Below are 18,202 nucleotides of genomic sequence, written 5' to 3'. Positions count from 1 at the left end.
GCCTTATGCTTTTGCAAACATAAAACTCTTCTGATTTCTTAACTTAATGACATTGCCTCAAAGAGATGGTTTTTTAACGTTAATCTGTTTTCCACTGTCCGGGAACTACAAAACTTTATTCAGAAAATTAATGGTTCTCTGATTCTTGGGGTTCCCAAATATTTCGCTGGGTGGGCCTTCCTCTACGATAAACCCTTCATCAATAAAGATCACCCGGTCAGCGACCTCTCGGGCAAAGCCCATTTCATGGGTAACCACGATCATGGTCATCCCATCTTTTGCCAATTGTTTCATAACATTTAATACTTCCCCAACCATTTCGGGATCCAGCGCTGAGGTGGGCTCATCAAAGAGCATAACATCCGGATTCATGGCCAAGGCCCGGGCAATCGCGACCCGTTGCTGTTGTCCTCCGGATAACTGTTCCGGATAAACATTGGCTTTTTCTTCCAAATCAACACTTCGTAATAATTTTCGTGCCGTTTCTTCCGCCTCTTCTTTGGTTTTAAGTTTAAGGGCTACTGGTGCAAAGGTAATGTTTTTCAAAACCGTCATATGCGGGAAGAGATTAAATTGCTGAAAAACCATCCCAATATCCTGTCGATATTTGTTGATATTACCATCGGCTCTGGTGATATCATTCCCATCGACTTCAATGGTTCCGCTACTGGCTTCTTCCAAAGCATTGATACAGCGCAATAAGGTGCTCTTTCCCGAACCGGACGCACCAATAATACAGATCACTTCCCGTTCTTTGACTTCCAGGTTAATATCCTTCAGGACGTCTAAATCACCAAAACTTTTTTTGAGATTCTTAATTTTTACTTTTCCCATAAGACATTTTCCTTTCAAGTCGTTTTGAGATCTTCGATAAGATCATAATGATCACAAAATACATCGCCGCGACAATCGCCCACACCTCGAAGGATTGGAAATTATTGGCAATAATCAGTCGCCCGGTCTGGGTTAATTCCGTCACCCCAATAACCGAGAGAAGTGATGTATCTTTAAGCGTTATAATGCATTGATTAATTAGTGCCGGTGTCATCGTTTTGACTGCCTGAGGCAAGATGACACTTCGCATCGCCATTCCGTAGGGTAAACCCAAGCTCCGGGCAGCTTCCATCTGCCCTCTGCTGATGGATTCAATCCCGCCACGGAAAATTTCGGCCAGATAACCGCCCGCGTTTAAGCTAAGGGTAATAATTCCAGAAATCACTGGATCTGATTGAATCCCCAAAACCTGTGGAATCCCAAAGTAGATGAAAAATGCCTGTACCAACAATGGTGTTCCCCGAACAACATCCACATATACAAGAGCAATTGCTCTTAAACCCTTTTTCTTTGATACCGACAAGAGTCCAAAAACAAGGCCTAAAATACCTGCAAAAAAAAGCGAAACAATTGTTATTTCAACCGTTAATACCAATCCTGCCAACAGACGGGGCCAATATTGTACAATTAATTCTGGAATACTCACGTCAACCTCCTTCAATAGTTTGAGTTGTCCAACAGTCTTTACTCACACGCAAGAAGTCACGCAAGTAAACACTTTTAGATAACTTAGAGAAATCATCTGCCAGTCGTGTATGCTGACAGATGATTTCAAAATTGATAATGTGTTAAGTTTTTTCTAACAGATTATTTTTTGATATAGGTGTCCAGGATTTCCTGATACTTACCATTGGCTTTAAGATTCGCCAATCCAGTATTAAACATCTCAATCAACTCTGGATTTTGACCTTTTTTAACTGCGAAGCCATAAGAACTGCCTTTTTCCATGTCAGTAACCATTTTAAGTGGCACACCACTGGCAATCGCATCACCAACGACTGGGTAGTCTTCAAATAAAGCGACTGAATTTCCGGCTTTTACATCTTCATACATGTTGGCAGAATCCGGGAAAGAAACAGTTGTAAATCCATACTGATCTTTGATTGACTCAGCAAAGGTTGCCCCTTCAGTTCCTGTTTTAACCGCTACTTTTTGACCTTTTAAATCTGCATAAGACTTAATTGTGTCATTTGAAGCAGCTACTGCCATCACAACACCTGAGTCAAAGTAAGGCTCGGAAAAATCAAACGTTTTTTTCCGTTCATCCGTAATACTCATACCAGCAATCATCCCATCCGATTGACCAGTCGATACTTCCCCCAAAGCAGCATCAAACCCGACTGCCTTTAATTCATATTCGAAACCCTGATCTTCAGCAATCGCTGCTAAAAGATCGATATCAATTCCGACCCGTTCACCCTTTTCATTTTCATACTCAAATGGTTTGAAGGTTGTGTCTGTAGCGATTACATATTTCTTTGTATCGCTGCCAGTTTTTGTTCCACTGGAACAAGCAGCCAATGAGAATACCATTGCCGCTACCATTACCAAAACACCAAGCTTTGCGATTCTTTTCATTTCTTTTCCTCCTAATAATAATAAGTTTTGGTGCATCTTTAGCCAATACACCCACTTTCATACAGGTAGCAGTATATCATTTTTATAAAAAATTCGCAATAAAAAAAACCATCGATTGCAGTAAAGGATGGTTTAATATGTTCATAATAACCTATTACAGTTCGACTACTTATCTAACTGTGTACGCCAATCTCGTACACAGCCTTCCTGTAAACCGGTCGTTGTCTATGTCAATTCACTACGTTTCGTCTATTCTTCCGGATTCTCAGTCAGGTATTTGCGGATCGACTCGTAGTCCCCTTCTGCTACGATAAATTCGGCATCCAAATTTTCCAGCACCACTTCTTCTGGGAGAATTTCAACTTCATTCTCCACTGGGGTTCGGTTTCGGGCTTCGACCAAAAGCAAATCTTTTTGATCCAATGCAATCTTGCGCTGGTTCAATCCCGCTTCGATGATGTCCAGATCATTGATCCGTTTATTAATCAGTTTAGATAGCCGAATTAGATCGTCGAGAACCTCATCAACAACGAATTGTTTATCAATAATCATTTTTAACTTTTCACGGATCAGATTGCCGGCGGCTACGATTTTTTCATCCCCCGCAATGGGTTCATAGTTCTCCACTTCCTTCTGAAAATCACTGATAGCCCCCTGGAGATACTGGGTTTCCTTCATTGATTTTTCGATCTCGTGAAACAAATAGCCCAGTCGCCGTTCAATGGAAAGAAAACCCTCTTCGTTATCATCTACTTCTGTTGTTCTAATTCCTGCTGATCCTAAATGATTAACCGCCATTTTTTGAAAATCAGATTTTTTTTCTTTAACGGTTGGCAAATCACCAAACAGCTCCGCACTGCTATTTTGAGGAATCGTATCTGCGATAAAAGGCTTCTGAGTTGGTAATATCATGGTCGCTTCCGGCGCTTGATTACTCATGAGTGAGTTTGTCTCCATCCCCACTGCTTTTTTCCGGTCTGATTCCATTGGTGATAAGCCTACAGGTATACTCTGTAACGATTGGTTTTTTTCCGGGTTTGCTGTTTTTTTTGCGGTTCCACCCTGAGCCTCAGTTTGACTTAATGGTGGCTTGTTTTCTTTTTTTAAATTTTCTTTGATTTCATTAAGAAAATCACTGGTCTGGTAACGTTTTTCTTCTGCAACAGCCCTCGGCACATCGGCTCTGGGGGACTCCACATAGCGTTGCTGACCTCTTTTTTCATTTTCCAGCAAACTGGTAAAAATGCTGTCATACTCTGACTCTTCTTCATCATTTCGGGATAACCAGGTTTTTTTCTCGCTTTTCACTTTTTTCCCTGAATTTTTATCCATTTTTACCGGTTCCCGTTTTTGATCATTATTCCGGTCTTTTTTTGTCGTCATCTTTTTTTCTTTTTTCGGCATTCGTGCTTCGTCTGAAGAAACGCTCTGTTCACGGGTATAATCATCATCCTTACCAATCAGAACCCACCATAACAGATGACACAGGGTTATCATTAAGAAGTCTGCTACTGCCAAACCAATAAAAAATGTTGTCGGTACATCCGGAATGAGAAAAAAGCACATCGCAAAAATAATTCCGTTACCGAGAATCGTAATCCCGCCCCCGATGAAGGGAATGTTCTTTCGTAATAAGTTTCTGTTTAAATCGTACAAAGCCAGCACAATGGTCTTGATCCCTACAAAGAAACCCATCAGAATAATATAAGCATTGGCATTTTCAAGTGTCATTAAAACCTGATAACCCAATAAAAACGCATAACCAGCGATTGCTAAGCCAATGATATCAAAAATTAACAAACCCCAGCACTTACCAAAACTTAATTTCATCAAATCACTCCTTGCTGTCATTTTTAAAGGTTGTTCCATCGTTTTCTCGTGAACTCCCTTTATCAATCGTAACTTTTCCAAAGGTCGACGTCAGAGCATCCAAACCTTCCGTGCTGCGATACAAAGCTTCAATTTCCTGAAGCTTTTGATATTCACGATTGAGTGTCTCTTCTTTTCGATTCACTTCTTCGTGTCGTTTTTTCAAAATAGCCAGAGCTGACCCTAATGAATCCAGCATGTCCTGAACCATTTTTTCCCGTTTTTCAATATTGGCCAGCTGGATATTCAACTCATCGGCTTTATAATTGGGAATTTCGCCTTCACTTCTCAAAAACCGGGATTCTTCTTCCTTCAAATCATCGAAGACCCGCTCGAAATGGGTGGATTCTGGACGCAGAGCGGTAGCCCCACCCCCCCTTTTCTCTGGTTGTGATGGGCCATTTTGAACCGTTTTGAGGATGAGTGATTTTAATTCTTCATCTTTTTTTAAAATCAGTTTTTCTAAATTTTCAATGCGCGATTCTACATATTCAAAGTACTCATTCTTTTCATTGAGTTCCTGTTCGTTTGCCATATTAAACCTACTCCTATATTCGCTATCAATCTTTGCATCTATTATAACAAAGTTTTCCTAAAATGTATAATAAGATTTAATGGTTGTTAACTTTTTCTATTTATATTATTTTTACAAATATTTACATTTATGATATAATAGCCTACCAGTAGTCGTAAATCGGCATAATCAGAATTTATTTTTAAATAAAAGATGGGAAAACGCCTTGCATATTACGGCGCGCCTATGCGTTTAGAACGATCTGCAAACAGAATGATTTCCCAACGAGGTAACAATTTGAACAATAAAAAAAAGAGTGTGATTGAAAACAGACGAAATCCAGGCTCAAAAAAGACATCCAACAAGACTCTAAGGCCTGATACGCGTCCCCTTAAGACCATTAAATCAGAAACAAAGTCGAAACAAAAATCAAAGCCGCAGTCAAAAACAAAACCGGTAATTTTACCTGATCCATTACCAAAAAAAAAGAAAAAATCCAATGGCTTTCTGAAAAAATTTTCCCGCACCATTTTGCTGATCATTATTTTTCTGATGGCCACCGCTTTTGCTGTTAACGCTTTTTTCTTAGGGAATGTCACCAACGACCTAAAAGGAAATTTAAGCAAGTATGGAATCAGCAGTGAAGCCGCTAACTTTGCCAAACAGCATAAAATTGTTAATGTTGCCGTTTTCGGCGTCGATGGTCGCGATGATGTCGAAGGTGATCGAACGGACACCATCATGATAGCAACTGCCGATTATGAACATAGCAAGGTCAAGGTGGCCTCGCTGATGCGCGATACCTATGTTTATATCGATAAAAAATACGAATTTGATAAGCTAAATGCCGCCTACGCCTATGGCGGTCCAGATTTAGCCCTCAAGACGATCAATCAGAATTTTGATACGACCATTACCGATTATGTCACCATTGATTTTAACGCCATGGTTTCGATGGTCAACGCCGTCGGTGGAGTCACCATCGATATTGAAACCGACGAAGAGCTTGAATGGGTTAATGAATATCTGATGGATGTCAATGAAAAAGTTGGTACCGGTTCTCCATTTTTGGAAGAAACTGGATCCCAAACCGTTGATGGATCCCAAGCCCTGGCCTACTGTCGGGTTCGGTATGTCGGCGATGGCGACTTTGATCGAACCTTGCGACAACGGGTTGTTTTTGAACAGGTCTTGTCAAAAGCACTTGATCTGGATCTTAAAGAACAATATAATCTGCTAATGGCGACCTTACCCTATGTGGAAACTTCCTTGAGCACCCTCGAGATGTTCAAATATGGAGCCAATCTGGCTTTAATGCCTTCAAAAGATATCGAGCAAAGTCGTTTCCCCACCGACGAACTGATTTCTCTGGATATGCTGGATGGGGTCTCCTATGTTATTCCCGACACTTTAGCCGAAAACATTGAAGCCTTTTATCAATTTGTCTACGAAACCGACTATACCCCTTCAGATACTGCCTTGGAGATTAGCGATGAGATCAAAGCGACTGTCAAAGGCACTTCGAACACATCCGGATCTGATATAGAATAACTCTCCTATTAGAATCATAAAGCCACCTGCTGTCCTTCCTTGACAACAGGTGGCTTTTATTTTTGATGCGCTTGTTTTTAAAAGGTCAACAGTGCATTATCATCGATTTGTTCCCGTTTATGGCTGGCGCACGATATTGGGAACGCCAAAATAATCAGCCAGAGCACGATTAACCCAATGATTGGGATCTAATTGGACATCCTTTAAACCGTACATTCCGTTGTGGCTGGACAGCGGTACAATTTCCGGCACCTGAATCAGAGCTTCGTTTTGGTGTGTCTCAATGATTTGAACCCGAGCAACATACTGTTTACTCACTGTGATGGCATCAATACCCACGTAACCCCAGGACATAATATAGAATAACAGCACCGTCAAACCAGGAATGATTACAAATTTTCTGATCCGTTCTTCGGTCAATTTGAGCTGCCCAAACGCATATACCACAGCAATAATCAGAAATGCCGCCAATCCAAACATCGCCCGAGGCGGAAATTTAGGTGGTGCCAGCATCACAAACATAGCCGCCGCTGCTGCCACAGTAAAAATCCCAAAATTAACCCATTCGTTTCGATCTTTTTCACTTCTTAACATGACAAAAGCAATCGCCGCTAAAATCACCAGCGGCATCAGCGCATAAAGATTATAGGCGAAATATGAAAGCCGGGTGATAATCGGGTTTGATCCGACCATCATGGTAACTTCGGCAACGGCCGATTCATTTGCCACCCGCAAACTGTTTCCTGGTGCAAAAAGCATACATAAAAAGCCAGCGATCGAAAACACTAACCCGGTATACGCAAATGCAGGAATTCGTATTTTACGTTTAATGTTAACGCCGCAGTAAAGCAGCATAATCAGAATCATCCCGCCAGCGGTATTTTCGTTGGTAATCCCGCTGGTAAAGAATAAAGGAATCATCAACAGGGCAAACCAGACACTGTTTAACAGCTTGGTCTGTTTTTCTTCATACAGCCGGAATGGCAAAAGCGCCAGTAGTATAATGGTACCACACCATAAATAATTACAGGATCCGGTTAACCACATCACCGTCTGACCAAACATTGGGATAAAAAACCAGACTAAGATTGTCGTTAATAACAGTAATTCAAAGCGGATTTTGCGCCCCATTGCCAAAAAATAAACCGCCAGACAAAAGACGATATAGCAGAGGCTATTGGCCACATTAAAAACATCTTTTCCTAAAAACATGAAAATCTGCGTCAATGTTTCAGCCACAACCCGCCCTCCCCAGGTCATGTAATAGGAAATCTGCGAGGTCACGATATCCCCAAAACTCATTACTGGCGTTGAGGTGCCAAAAATAAAGGTATAGACAAAATCATCGGCAATTAAAGGGGTCTTACTGTTTAAAAACACCATGTAAGCAAATGTAACTGCTACTATTACCCAAAAGAGAATCAAATTTGTTTTTCGGGATTCCAAAAAAAATTGAATCGCACGATTTCCATATTTTTTTCCAAAACGGTCATTATTCATCATTTCACACTACCTTCTAAAAACCGATTTTAGCCATGCACTTGATCCGTTCCTATTCGCTCGAAACGACACCTTTAAATAAATGCATAAACAAAAATCCCCCCGATAATCAACACATTGCCAATAATTTTACGCCGACTGAGTTTTTCCTTTAGAATCAGCATCCCCAGAATTCCAACATAAATATAGCCGGTCGATTCTAGTACCGGTCCCATTGTTAACGGCACCCCTCGATAAGCAAAGGTAGTTAACAACGATGATCCGAAGAAGAAAAAATAGGCCCCGATCACATAGGGGTTCAAATATTCTCGGATGCGACTTTCATAATGAATCATGGCACTTTTTTTGAGAATAACTTGTGAAAGGGAGGCCACTAAAACCGAAAACAAATAGAGGGCATAAAAAATCCATTCATTATTTGTCATCACTCACCACCAAATATATTCCTGAAACAATAATCACCGAGCCCAACAACATACCCCAGCGTAGCGCTTCTCCAAAAAACAGATATCCCCAGACAATTCCCCACAATATAGTAATTGCCTTATTGGCAAAAGCCACTGTTAAAGGAAAACGCTTTAAGATCTGCTGCCAGAGAATGGCATAGACAAATAATATCAGTAAAAATAAGCCGTAATAAAGTATAAACGCCCAGGAAAGGAATGCTTCCTTGCTGGCCATTTTTGAAAAAACCGATCCGATTGAATATAGCAGTAAACTTGCATGTAAAAATAAATAATTTTTTAATCTCATTGTTCCTCTGTTCTCATCCGATTTACTCATTTTTCTCTCTTGTACCTCATTTTTACAAATACTTCCATCATTTTATAGAGCGTGATAACATTAAATGCGATAATCAATGGGTAGGCCCCTGCCAGATACCAATATGAGATGGCGACATATGCCGAAATATCGGTATAGGCGACACCACCAGCCAGTACAACTGCACTAAAGAGCAAGGCCGATAAAACCAACCAACAATCCATTAGCTCATACTGGTTATGCATTTTTTTTATCAGTAGCAAAATCGTAAGCAGGCCATAGACTACCAGCGCTACCATAAAGACCATTACACCCAGGCTCTGATAAATCGCAGTAATACAGTTTATTAGTACAAGTCTGACTTTTACATTTAACGGAATTGGTTCACCCTTTATTCGGGCCGAATTATTTGTAATGTCTTCAAAAAGTAAGATTCCATTCTGTCCATCATCGATGCTGTCAACCATACTGGTTTTGACTGCTTCAAACCCGGTGACATACCGGGCTGTTTTTAAAAAAGCACTGGCCAGTTTTTCACCATATTCATCCCGCCAGGGAGACATTAAAGCAGATGGCATGGTCGGCCGACGCACAAGCTGACCGCTGTCAAAAGCTACCTCCAATTCATTGGCCACCGCTTCATAAAAGCGATTGGCTGTTACAGCATCGCTATAATAGCCCGAGTTGGAAACTGCTTCTCGCAACGCCCAAAAGAAAAAACCGTCCTCTACCTGTCTTACCTCGGCATCTTTTTCGTACCAGGACCATCGATCGAGACTTGATTCCAACTCATTTTTTATACTTTTTAACGATGGGGATACCGCATAAATTTTAGTCATTGTACTTCTGGGAACTGATGCCCGCTCAACTTCTTCATCCGGCTGCACTGCATAAATGAGTTTAATTGCCTTCGTAAAATTACTGTCATTGAGCTCATTGGTGGTGTAAATTCCATAATAAGCGTAATTTACACAGGAGATAATAATCGTAGATACGATCAAAATTCCCATCGGGACTAGCGTAGTCATCCCCTTTTTCAGCTTTTCTTTTATTAATAATTCTTTTTTTAAAATAATCGTTACTCCGGTAATAATAATGACGCCCAGTACCAATGGAATAATCCAAATCCCATCTTCCCGGGTATGCCATAAAGCAGCCAAACCCAGTCCGGCAATAACTGCCCAGAACATTTGAACTGCTGTTTTTTCAAAGCGATTCAGATAAACAGCGAACATCCCACCACTGATAATGAGAACCTGAGCGGCCGTCAAGCTATTTCGGTAGACCCGGAGAAAGGTTTCATCGGCAAATGAGATCGGATTAAACAGCAGCGCCAAAAAAATTAAATAGAGCGGAAATTCAGTCTTAAACAGTCGTTTGATCCCAAAGACAAAAATTACGCATGCGAGGGAATAAATTCCTGGAATTGATAATGAATAAGGTATTCCAAACCAATCATTTGTGACTAAAAAAAGCGGAAAAAACAGCCCCTTGACCAACGTCTTTTCCGAATATGAACCTAACCACTCTCCTTGAAGCAACGAATGGGCCATATTGATCATTAAGCGATCGTCGTGTCCGGCTCCGGCATGGGCAAAAAGAGGCATGCCAATGACCAGCAATTGTTTGACCAGAATAAAACCAATCATGAAAATGACCAATCGGTATTTTTCGATCCCTATCCCCAATCGATTTTTTGCGTTTCCAAAACGTGTTGACACCCTCTTTTCACCTCCTCATTTTTTCAAAGAAAAATAACAGACAACCTAAATCTTCTCTAGCTTGCCTGAAACCCTCCTATTTTTTTCGTTCAATTTCCAAAATCCCCAGAAAGAAACTGGCAAAAATCAATTCAACACCGATGGCGATCAGTGTTGTCGCTGGAATTGTAATTTTCATAATTGACTCTGGCTGCAGATTTCCAAACGAATTGTTGCCCCAGATAACAAAGGCAACAATCGTGGCCACAATCCCCAATAAGGTTAACAAAACACCAATTACAACGCCCTTTTCGACGGTAAACTTTTCCAGGATGCCAATTGTTTTAGGACTATTAGGTATAAATCCTGAGCTTAATGCATAGGATTTAGTAAACATTGAAAATAAGCTGATACTAATCCCAACCAGCAATGCTGCCGATCCATACATCATGGTATTAATACCAAAATTCACATTCCCGATTTTTGTGGGCCCGACACCGATAGACACCATTATTACCAATCCAATGACTGATAAAATAATGCCAGGATACAAAAATGTCCAATTAGGACTGTACATCATCAAAAATTTGAGATGCCGCCAACCATCCCGCCAACTTCTTAAGTGCGGTGGACGTGACCGACCATCCGGTGATAAGGTCGTTGGCACCTCAATCATTTTCAGCTTATGCAAGGTCGCCTGAACAACCATTTCGCTGGCATACTCCATTCCTGTCGTTTGCAGCTGAAGACTCTGAATCGCAGCTCGATTATAGCCCCTAAGCCCACAATGAAAGTCTTTGATATCACTGGGATAAAATATCCGCCCGATAAATGATAAGACCGGATTTCCCAAATATTTATGCAAAGGTGGCATCGCGCCTTTTTCAATTCCACCTTTGAAGCGGTTTCCCATTACCAATTCATAGCCTTCTCTGAGTTTTGTAAGAAACGGCATCAGGTTTAAAAAATTATAACTGTCGTCCGCATCGCCCATGATAACATATCGACCTCGGGCATTTTCACTCCCACCTCTTAGTGCGCTTCCGTATCCCTTCTGTTCGATATTAACCACTCGAGCCCCGTTTCTGATGGCTATTTCCTGGGATCCATCGGTACTGCCATTATCTGCAATGAGCACTTCGCCATCGACATTGTTATCTTTTAAGAAGGACATTGCTTTTTTTATGCAAATCTCCAATGTTTCCGCTTCATTTAGACACGGCATTAATATCGTTAATTCGATTTCTCTCTCTTCCAATCGCTTTTCCTCTTTATACTTTATATTTTGTTACTCACTTGCGCTTATTCCAACGTTGGGAAGACCGCCGTCGACACGATCTGCTTAGACTTCTTTTCTCCACATCTCATTTAATAGATTCAACTGTCTTTCAAAATTATGACGATGCTGCTTTTTTAACACTTGCAGAATGACACCACTGAAAAAACTGATTATGGCAATGATCCACAAAGCCGAAATGACAATCAAGGTCGGATATTTGTCGACCAAGCCGGTTTCAAAATAATTGATTACAATCGGAGTAAAAAAGATCCCGCTGATAATCAGCAAAACTAATGAAACCATCGAGAAAAACAAATAGGGTTTGGTATCTCTAAACAGGGTTCCAATCGTCATCAACACTTTATATCCGTCTGAATAGGTATTGAGTTTTGAGACACTGCCTTCTGGTCGATCCCGATAATCGATTGGCACTTCAACAATTTTAAAATTATTGTCCAGTGCAAAAATGGTCATCTCAGTTTCAATTTCGAATCCCTTTGATGTAACCGGAAATGATTTAACAAATTCTCGGGTGAAGCCCCGAGCTCCGGTCATGATATCTTTTACTTCAGCCTTAAACAAAACATTTATGAGTTTTCGCACCAGAACATTGCCAATGTTGTGAAAAGGACGTTTGTTTTCCGTAAAATAAGTTGACGACAAGCGATCGCCAATGGCCATATCGGCCCGTTTTTGATAAATTTGTTGTTCCAGTTCCAATGCAAACTCGGCGGGGTAGGTGTCATCTCCATCCGTCATAATATAACAGTCGGCATCAATATCCCGAAACATCGATCTGACCACATTCCCTTTCCCCTGTCGATACTCATAGCGCACAATGGCACCAGCCTTTCTGGCAATTTCATCAGTCCCATCACTGGAATTGTTGTCATATACATAGATATCAGCATGAGGCATGACTGCTTTATGATCTTTGATTACTTTTTCAATGGTTTTTGATTCGTTATAGCAGGGGATTAAAATCGCTGTTTTTTGTCCTTTTTCCATCATTACTCCTTTAATTATAATTTACTGTATATATCTTAAATCCATTTTCATCTGCCAACTCAGTAAAGCTTACAACCTCATTTGAAAGTGTCGATAAATCCCGTTTTGAAAAAACATACGTAACCTCTAATTTTTCCAGATCCTTTATATTTAAATTGACTTCAAAAAGATCCGGCGATTTTAATTTAAAGTGTGTTTCATCACCTGTGTTTATCAGATTGATGCTGATATGAGCATAACGGTTATATATCTCCTCTGCTGATCCATCCGGATCCAGTAGATGCCATCTTTCCAGATTTGGATATACGTTTGTGGAGTTTATTGTTGGCGCACCAGCCATTAGCGGAAAATTAATCACCGGAAAACCAATTTCCTCTCCTGAATCGACAATCCATAATCCGTTTTCCGTCATATTTGTCTGTTGAATTCTATTGATTACATTCATCTGATAAATTGCATCCAGTCCACTAACAACCGGATTCACAAATAATCCTGCAATAAAAATGATACCAAAGACAATCACCAGCAACGTCTTTCGGGCCCACTCCTTGTTTCCACTTAGGATGACGTAAAATGATCCAAACAAAAGAAGTAAAATAATCATACTCATTTTTAGATCAAGATAGCCCTCATATGTTTTAAACGCTAATAGCGTGATTCCCAAGCTCATGAGCAGTGCACTACCCACTTTAAACCATTTTGAAAACGCACCTTCAAATAAACTAAGAGCCCGAATCAACAATAGAATATTTAAAAATCCTACTGCCAAAAAAGCCCGAACCGGCTTTGAATAACTGAGTAAGGTGATTTTTGCCAACCATTCCGGCCAGGGAAACAAACACCACATGATCATCATGGCATTTGTTAGAAGCAACAGGACCAAGAATTTATCTTTTTGCTTTTGTTTTAACACTACCCAGACAGACAAAATTATTCCCAGTGGAAAAAAATCAAAATAAACTGCCAACTCACACGGATTTGCATAAGTCAGTTCCCGGGAAAAGGCAAAAAATAGGTTGCCCGGATATAAAAACAATCGTAATACCTGATTTCCCCCGGTTTCAGCACTTCCTCCCGGATAAACGGTATTCATCACCGAGTCAATTGTTCCCCCAGATTTAGACAAAATATAAATCATGCCCATACTCAATAACAGAATCAAGCCGATGCCAATTCCAATATCTTTTTTATTCCAAATAAAATGCTTTCGATTTTCCAGTACAACGCCAACGAATAATGCCAGAAATACATATATCAGGGGTACTTGCCAGGCTGGATAAAAGGTTAGAATATATCCACCTGCACAAATCAATACCACGAAGGCATACAGTGATCGTCGATAGTAATTCTGATTATTCATATATCGTGTCATCATAATCAACGCCAATTGACCAAAAACCAGCATTTCGACTAGACCGTTGATGGCAAACCACCACTGCACAACGGGGGACCAGATAATCATCAGGGTGTAAATTAAAGCAAGTAATTTACTCTTTTTAGTGAGAATCATACCAAATTCAAAAGATACTAAAAACAAGGCAATCGTTCGACCGATCCAAAAAAAAGATAGCCCCTTTGCCGGAGCCAGCAGTAAATAACCCCAATGAAATGGTCGAAAAAATATCGCAATATCTCTCACCGGTTGACCATATATAATAAAGGTATCCGTTAATGCCCCCCGGATGGTTTCACTGAAATAAGGAAACAAACCCGAATGATTATAATACTGCGACAACATCATCGGTGTATTGACCGCCCACTCATCACTACGAATGGATCGTGATATGCCAATCAATGGTTCCGAAATGTTGGTTAAATTACTTAAATAATTCTGCCAATACAAGATTGACGAGCCATGAATTTCAAAAAAAACAAGGAGAACCCCCAATATCGCCGAAATCCAAAACCGATATCGATAGGCACTGTCTGCCAATTTTTCCATTCCATAATGATTCACCGAAATGCTCAGGCCGATTCCAATACTTATAAAAAAGAACAACCTGACAAAATGGAGAGTCTGAATAATCTGGGCAATTCCTGACCATGATTGGAAGAATTCAATTGCAATTTTGTTTTCAATCATTAAAAAAAACAATTCACTAAAACTGGCTAATATAACTGACAAAATTATTAAAATGAAAATATTTGTCTTTCTATTTTTTAATATTCCATTCAACTTAATACCCACTCTCAAACACCGCTTTAAATGTCATAAAAAATACTTTGATATCAAACCACAGTGTCCATTTTTCGATATACTCGATATCACATTCGATCCGTTTATGAATTGAAGTGTCCCCACGCCAGCCTTGAACCTGTGCCCAGCCGGTGATTCCTGGCCGAACATGGTGTTTAATCATATACTTGGGAATTTCGTGTTGAAACTGGGTAACATAGTGGGGTCGCTCAGGACGGGGCCCAACAATACTCATATCCCCTTTAAGCACATTATAAAACTGTGGCAATTCATCAATGCTGGTTTTTCGGATGAATGCCCCAAATTTTGTTTTACGCGGGTCATTCTCGGTGGTCCAGCCAATTTCCCCAGGAATAGCTGTATCACAACGCATCGATCTGAATTTGTAAATCCAGAATTCCCTTCGTCCCATCCCCACCCGAATTTGCTTGTAGATAATCGGCCCTGGTGACGTCAATTTGACCAGAATTGCGGTGATCAGCATAATTGGTGAAACCAGAATTAAAATCAGAATTGAAAGAATAACATCAATTGCTCGCTTGATCCATTTATTCAACGGCTGATCCAGGGGGATATAACGGGTATTGATCAACGGAATCCCATCCAGTTCATCAAAACAAGCCGTTGTTCCCTGAATCAAGTGAAAATAATCTGGAATAATCTGGGTTTTAACACCCTGGTATTCACAGATATCAATGACTTCATCGATTCGTTTAAAACTGGTATTCGGTAAGGCAATAATGACCTCATCCACCTGATATTCTTCCAGAATTTCATTCATTTCCCGGGTTTTTCCCAGAATTGGGATCCCATCTTTATCGCTTTTGTGATAATAATCATCAACATACCCGGTTACCTTATAACCCAGCTGACGATCTCCAGCGACTTTTGCAGCAAAGGTTTGACCAATACTACCGGCACCCACAATAATAATATACTTGATGTTAAAGCCCCGTTCCCGGGCCATTCGGAGAATTTTGCGAATCGATCCTCGCTCCAAAATCATCATCACCGTAGAGGTAATAAAAAAGATCCCCAGCATATAGCGCGAAAAATGGATGCTTTTCATGGTAAATAAAGCTGACATCAAAATCGCAATGCCAATAATATTGGCAAAGACAATTTCCCGGCATTCTTTAAAAAAACGCTGTTTACGATACGGTTTGTAGAGGCCAAAGAACAGAAAAAGAACAAGATAGAGCGGGATGATGATTCCCAACAAATCAATATAAGCCCTTAGGTTCATGGTTCGCACGCCATCGTCAAAAAATGGCGAAACAAACCGAATATACCAGGCAAATAAAAGAGACGCTGTCACGACACACAAGTCAAACAACACCAATATAAAATTAAAAAAACGCTGATTGCTTTTTATCATTGCCAGTCTCCCTTTCCTGCTTTATTTTCTGCGATTATTTTTGGCTAAAGCCATTTTTTTCATGATTGTCGTTCCTGTCAGCACACACCACCGGGTAAACCCATTATATTTATTCTGATAATGTTTATTATAAAAAATGATCATCGAATCATAAAAAGCGGCGATCACTTTGGGGTTTCGTTTGCCGATGCCACTGGCTTTTTTGTGATGAAAGATTCGAACTTCCGGATAATACATGACCTGATACCCTGCTTGTTTGATCCGATAACACCAATCGACATCTTCCCCATACATAAAAAAATTCTCATCAAGCATCCCCACCGTTTCAATAACGACTCTGGGAACCAACATAAACGCGCCCATAATACAATCAATGGAGCAGGTTTTATTTTCATCCACATAGGTTAGATTATAGGCTCCAAAACGGGTGCTTTCGGGAAAGGCCAGATCCAGATTGAGACTGTGATAAAGTCCGTTCATCGGTGTAGGAAAGCTGCGCTTACACGCCGGATCCAATTTTCCTGATGGTAGCAACACCTTACAACCCAATGCCCCAATATGTTTGTGATCTTTAATAAAAGCTACGGCACCTTTTAAGGTATCCAAATCAACAATGGTATCGGAATTCAGCAAGAGAATATAGTTTCCCTTTGCCACTGCCAATCCAATGTTATTGGCCTTTGAAAAGCCCAGGTTTTCACTGTTCTTGATAATTGTAATTTCTGGAAACTGCTTTTCAATGGCTTCAATACTGCCATCTTTAGAAGCATTATCGACCAGAATAATTTCATAGTGCAATCCTTTGGTATTACTTTTTATAATCGAATCAATACAATTTGATGTCAATTCTTCTGTTCTATAATTAACAATAATAATCGATAAATCCATTTTCAGCCTTTCTTAAGCCATTTTGTCTTTCAAAAGACATTATATTTTACCATAACCCCCACAAATATGGAAGGGCCGATCTAAAAACTGTTTTACTTGCCTATTTTATTTTCAACGTGTCTAACTACATTTAATATCAACTGGACTTCAATAGAAAAGTAGTTCTTCAGATTTCGAAACTGAAAGGGAACCTTCGTCATGATTCGATGTTTTTTCAGACCTTCTTTAATCCCAGCTCGATAGTCCTGGCCAAAGCCCCGTTTAGCAAACGTTATATATTTAACGATAAACCCCAACAATAAAAACGGGCTGTTAATCAGTAATTGAACAAATGGCATGTTTTTATATGCGACATAAATATTATTACGGGCTGAAATCTGAACCTTGAAAGAACTGTACTTTTGGCCTTCTGCTGTAGTTGCGCTACCAATATGGTAACAGATTGCTTTGGGTTCATATCGATTTTTATAACCATTGATCAACGCACGGTATCCGATATCTACATCCTCCATATAGGCAAAAAAAGCTTCGTCAAACAAGCCAATCTCATTTAGTATCGATCGGCGGTAAATCCCCGCCCCGGCACAGCTACTAAAAATTGCAGTTGGCTTATTATGTGCATTTACCGATTGGCCATCGCCCCGTTTATATCCCCAGCCCAGGATATTATAAAAATCGCCGGTGTCATCGAGCTTATCCCGTTCATAAAAACGAATCATTTTTGAACTCACCGAAAAAATTCGGGGATTATCATCAATATGCAAATATAAATATTTCACAAAATCGGGATCAGCCACTACATCGTTATTTAAAAGCAGACAATATTTTCCATGACTGGCCAGAATTCCCTGGTTGACCGACTTATCAAAACCCGAATTAACAGAGTTTTTCACCAACGTTACATTTTCATAATTTTTTATAATTTCGACACTGGTATCGCTGGAGCAGTCGTCCACGACAATAATTTCCATGTGCCCGAATGTTCTAAAACTTTGTATCATCATACTATCCAGACAATTGGCGATAAACTTCTCCCCGTTGAAATTTGGTATAATAACTGAAATATCACACTTCATAAAACCGTCCTTTATTCTATCCATAATCCGTTTTATTATAACATAGGATCTTCTTTTACTAAACAAAA

At 40.0% G+C, this 18,202-nt stretch carries 17 protein-coding genes; 1 reads left to right on the top strand and 16 read right to left on the bottom strand.

Going from position 1 to position 18,202, the window contains the following annotated elements; translation table 11 throughout:
- Positions 1–105: 105 nt before the first annotated feature.
- From Q7P33_RS16475 to Q7P33_RS16450, 6 genes are all read right to left on the bottom strand, one after another.
- Positions 106–834, bottom strand: coding sequence for an amino acid ABC transporter ATP-binding protein (locus Q7P33_RS16475; protein ID WP_303871834.1), 729 nt, complete (start codon positions 832–834; stop codon positions 106–108).
- On the bottom strand, positions 815–1,480 hold the full coding sequence (locus tag Q7P33_RS16470) for an amino acid ABC transporter permease (protein WP_303871833.1): 666 nt from the start codon (positions 1,478–1,480) through the stop codon (positions 815–817). The genes Q7P33_RS16475 and Q7P33_RS16470 overlap by 20 nt, the downstream gene beginning before the upstream one ends.
- A 161-nt stretch (positions 1,481–1,641) precedes the next feature.
- Entirely contained in the window at positions 1,642–2,412 is a 771-nt protein-coding gene (locus tag Q7P33_RS16465) for a transporter substrate-binding domain-containing protein (protein ID WP_303871832.1), read from the bottom strand.
- Between the two features lie 249 nt (positions 2,413–2,661).
- Complete coding sequence (locus Q7P33_RS16460; RefSeq protein WP_303871831.1) at positions 2,662–4,242, bottom strand: hypothetical protein; 1,581 nt, start codon at positions 4,240–4,242, stop codon at positions 2,662–2,664.
- A 4-nt stretch (positions 4,243–4,246) separates the two neighbouring features.
- Positions 4,247–4,816 carry a hypothetical protein gene (locus Q7P33_RS16455; protein WP_303871830.1) on the bottom strand — a complete coding sequence of 190 codons (570 nt, stop codon included), beginning with the start codon at positions 4,814–4,816 and terminating at the stop codon, positions 4,247–4,249.
- A 212-nt stretch (positions 4,817–5,028) separates the two neighbouring features.
- Positions 5,029–5,337 (bottom strand): hypothetical protein, encoded by a 309-nt coding sequence (locus Q7P33_RS16450; RefSeq protein ID WP_303871829.1) that lies wholly within the window; start codon positions 5,335–5,337, stop codon positions 5,029–5,031.
- Between Q7P33_RS16450 and Q7P33_RS16445 the strand changes: the two genes are divergently transcribed.
- Positions 5,327–6,346 (top strand): LCP family protein, encoded by a 1,020-nt coding sequence (locus tag Q7P33_RS16445; protein WP_303871828.1) that lies wholly within the window; start codon positions 5,327–5,329, stop codon positions 6,344–6,346. The genes Q7P33_RS16450 and Q7P33_RS16445 overlap by 11 nt on opposite strands.
- A 117-nt stretch (positions 6,347–6,463) precedes the next feature.
- Here the strand turns inward: Q7P33_RS16445 and Q7P33_RS16440 are convergent, their stop codons facing one another.
- The 10 genes from Q7P33_RS16440 to Q7P33_RS16395 all read right to left on the bottom strand — a co-directional run bounded on the left by Q7P33_RS16440 (position 6,464) and on the right by Q7P33_RS16395 (position 18,158).
- Positions 6,464–7,849 carry a DUF6056 family protein gene (locus tag Q7P33_RS16440; RefSeq protein ID WP_303871827.1) on the bottom strand — a complete coding sequence of 462 codons (1,386 nt, stop codon included), beginning with the start codon at positions 7,847–7,849 and terminating at the stop codon, positions 6,464–6,466.
- A 71-nt stretch (positions 7,850–7,920) separates the two neighbouring features.
- On the bottom strand, positions 7,921–8,271 hold the full coding sequence (locus Q7P33_RS16435) for an EamA family transporter (RefSeq protein ID WP_303871826.1): 351 nt from the start codon (positions 8,269–8,271) through the stop codon (positions 7,921–7,923).
- A complete protein-coding gene (locus Q7P33_RS16430) occupies positions 8,261–8,629 on the bottom strand; it encodes an EamA family transporter (RefSeq protein WP_303871825.1) in 369 nt (122 codons plus the stop codon). The genes Q7P33_RS16435 and Q7P33_RS16430 overlap by 11 nt, the downstream gene beginning before the upstream one ends.
- A complete protein-coding gene (locus Q7P33_RS16425; protein WP_303871824.1) occupies positions 8,626–10,329 on the bottom strand; it encodes a hypothetical protein in 1,704 nt (567 codons plus the stop codon). The genes Q7P33_RS16430 and Q7P33_RS16425 overlap by 4 nt, the downstream gene beginning before the upstream one ends.
- A gap of 76 nt (positions 10,330–10,405) precedes the next feature.
- Positions 10,406–11,566 (bottom strand): glycosyltransferase family 2 protein, encoded by a 1,161-nt coding sequence (locus tag Q7P33_RS16420; RefSeq protein ID WP_303871823.1) that lies wholly within the window; start codon positions 11,564–11,566, stop codon positions 10,406–10,408.
- Positions 11,567–11,650: 84 nt separating this feature from the next.
- Entirely contained in the window at positions 11,651–12,595 is a 945-nt protein-coding gene (locus Q7P33_RS16415; RefSeq protein WP_303871822.1) for a glycosyltransferase family 2 protein, read from the bottom strand.
- A gap of 10 nt (positions 12,596–12,605) precedes the next feature.
- Positions 12,606–14,678 carry a hypothetical protein gene (locus tag Q7P33_RS16410; protein ID WP_303871821.1) on the bottom strand — a complete coding sequence of 691 codons (2,073 nt, stop codon included), beginning with the start codon at positions 14,676–14,678 and terminating at the stop codon, positions 12,606–12,608.
- Positions 14,679–14,772: 94 nt separating this feature from the next.
- Positions 14,773–16,170, bottom strand: a complete 1,398-nt coding sequence (locus Q7P33_RS16405; protein WP_303871820.1) for an undecaprenyl-phosphate glucose phosphotransferase — start codon at positions 16,168–16,170, stop codon at positions 14,773–14,775.
- A gap of 21 nt (positions 16,171–16,191) precedes the next feature.
- Complete coding sequence (locus Q7P33_RS16400) at positions 16,192–17,058, bottom strand: glycosyltransferase family 2 protein (RefSeq protein WP_303871819.1); 867 nt, start codon at positions 17,056–17,058, stop codon at positions 16,192–16,194.
- Positions 17,059–17,150: 92 nt separating this feature from the next.
- Entirely contained in the window at positions 17,151–18,158 is a 1,008-nt protein-coding gene (locus Q7P33_RS16395) for a glycosyltransferase family 2 protein (protein WP_303871818.1), read from the bottom strand.
- Between the last annotated feature and the right edge of the window lie 44 nt (positions 18,159–18,202).

Origin of the sequence: Acetobacterium wieringae (genome assembly GCF_026646375.1) — a bacterium.
Lineage (GTDB): Bacteria > Bacillota > Clostridia > Eubacteriales > Eubacteriaceae > Acetobacterium > Acetobacterium wieringae_A.
The sequence above is the reverse complement of the archived record's forward strand: the minus strand, read 5'-3'. Positions and strand labels throughout refer to the sequence as shown.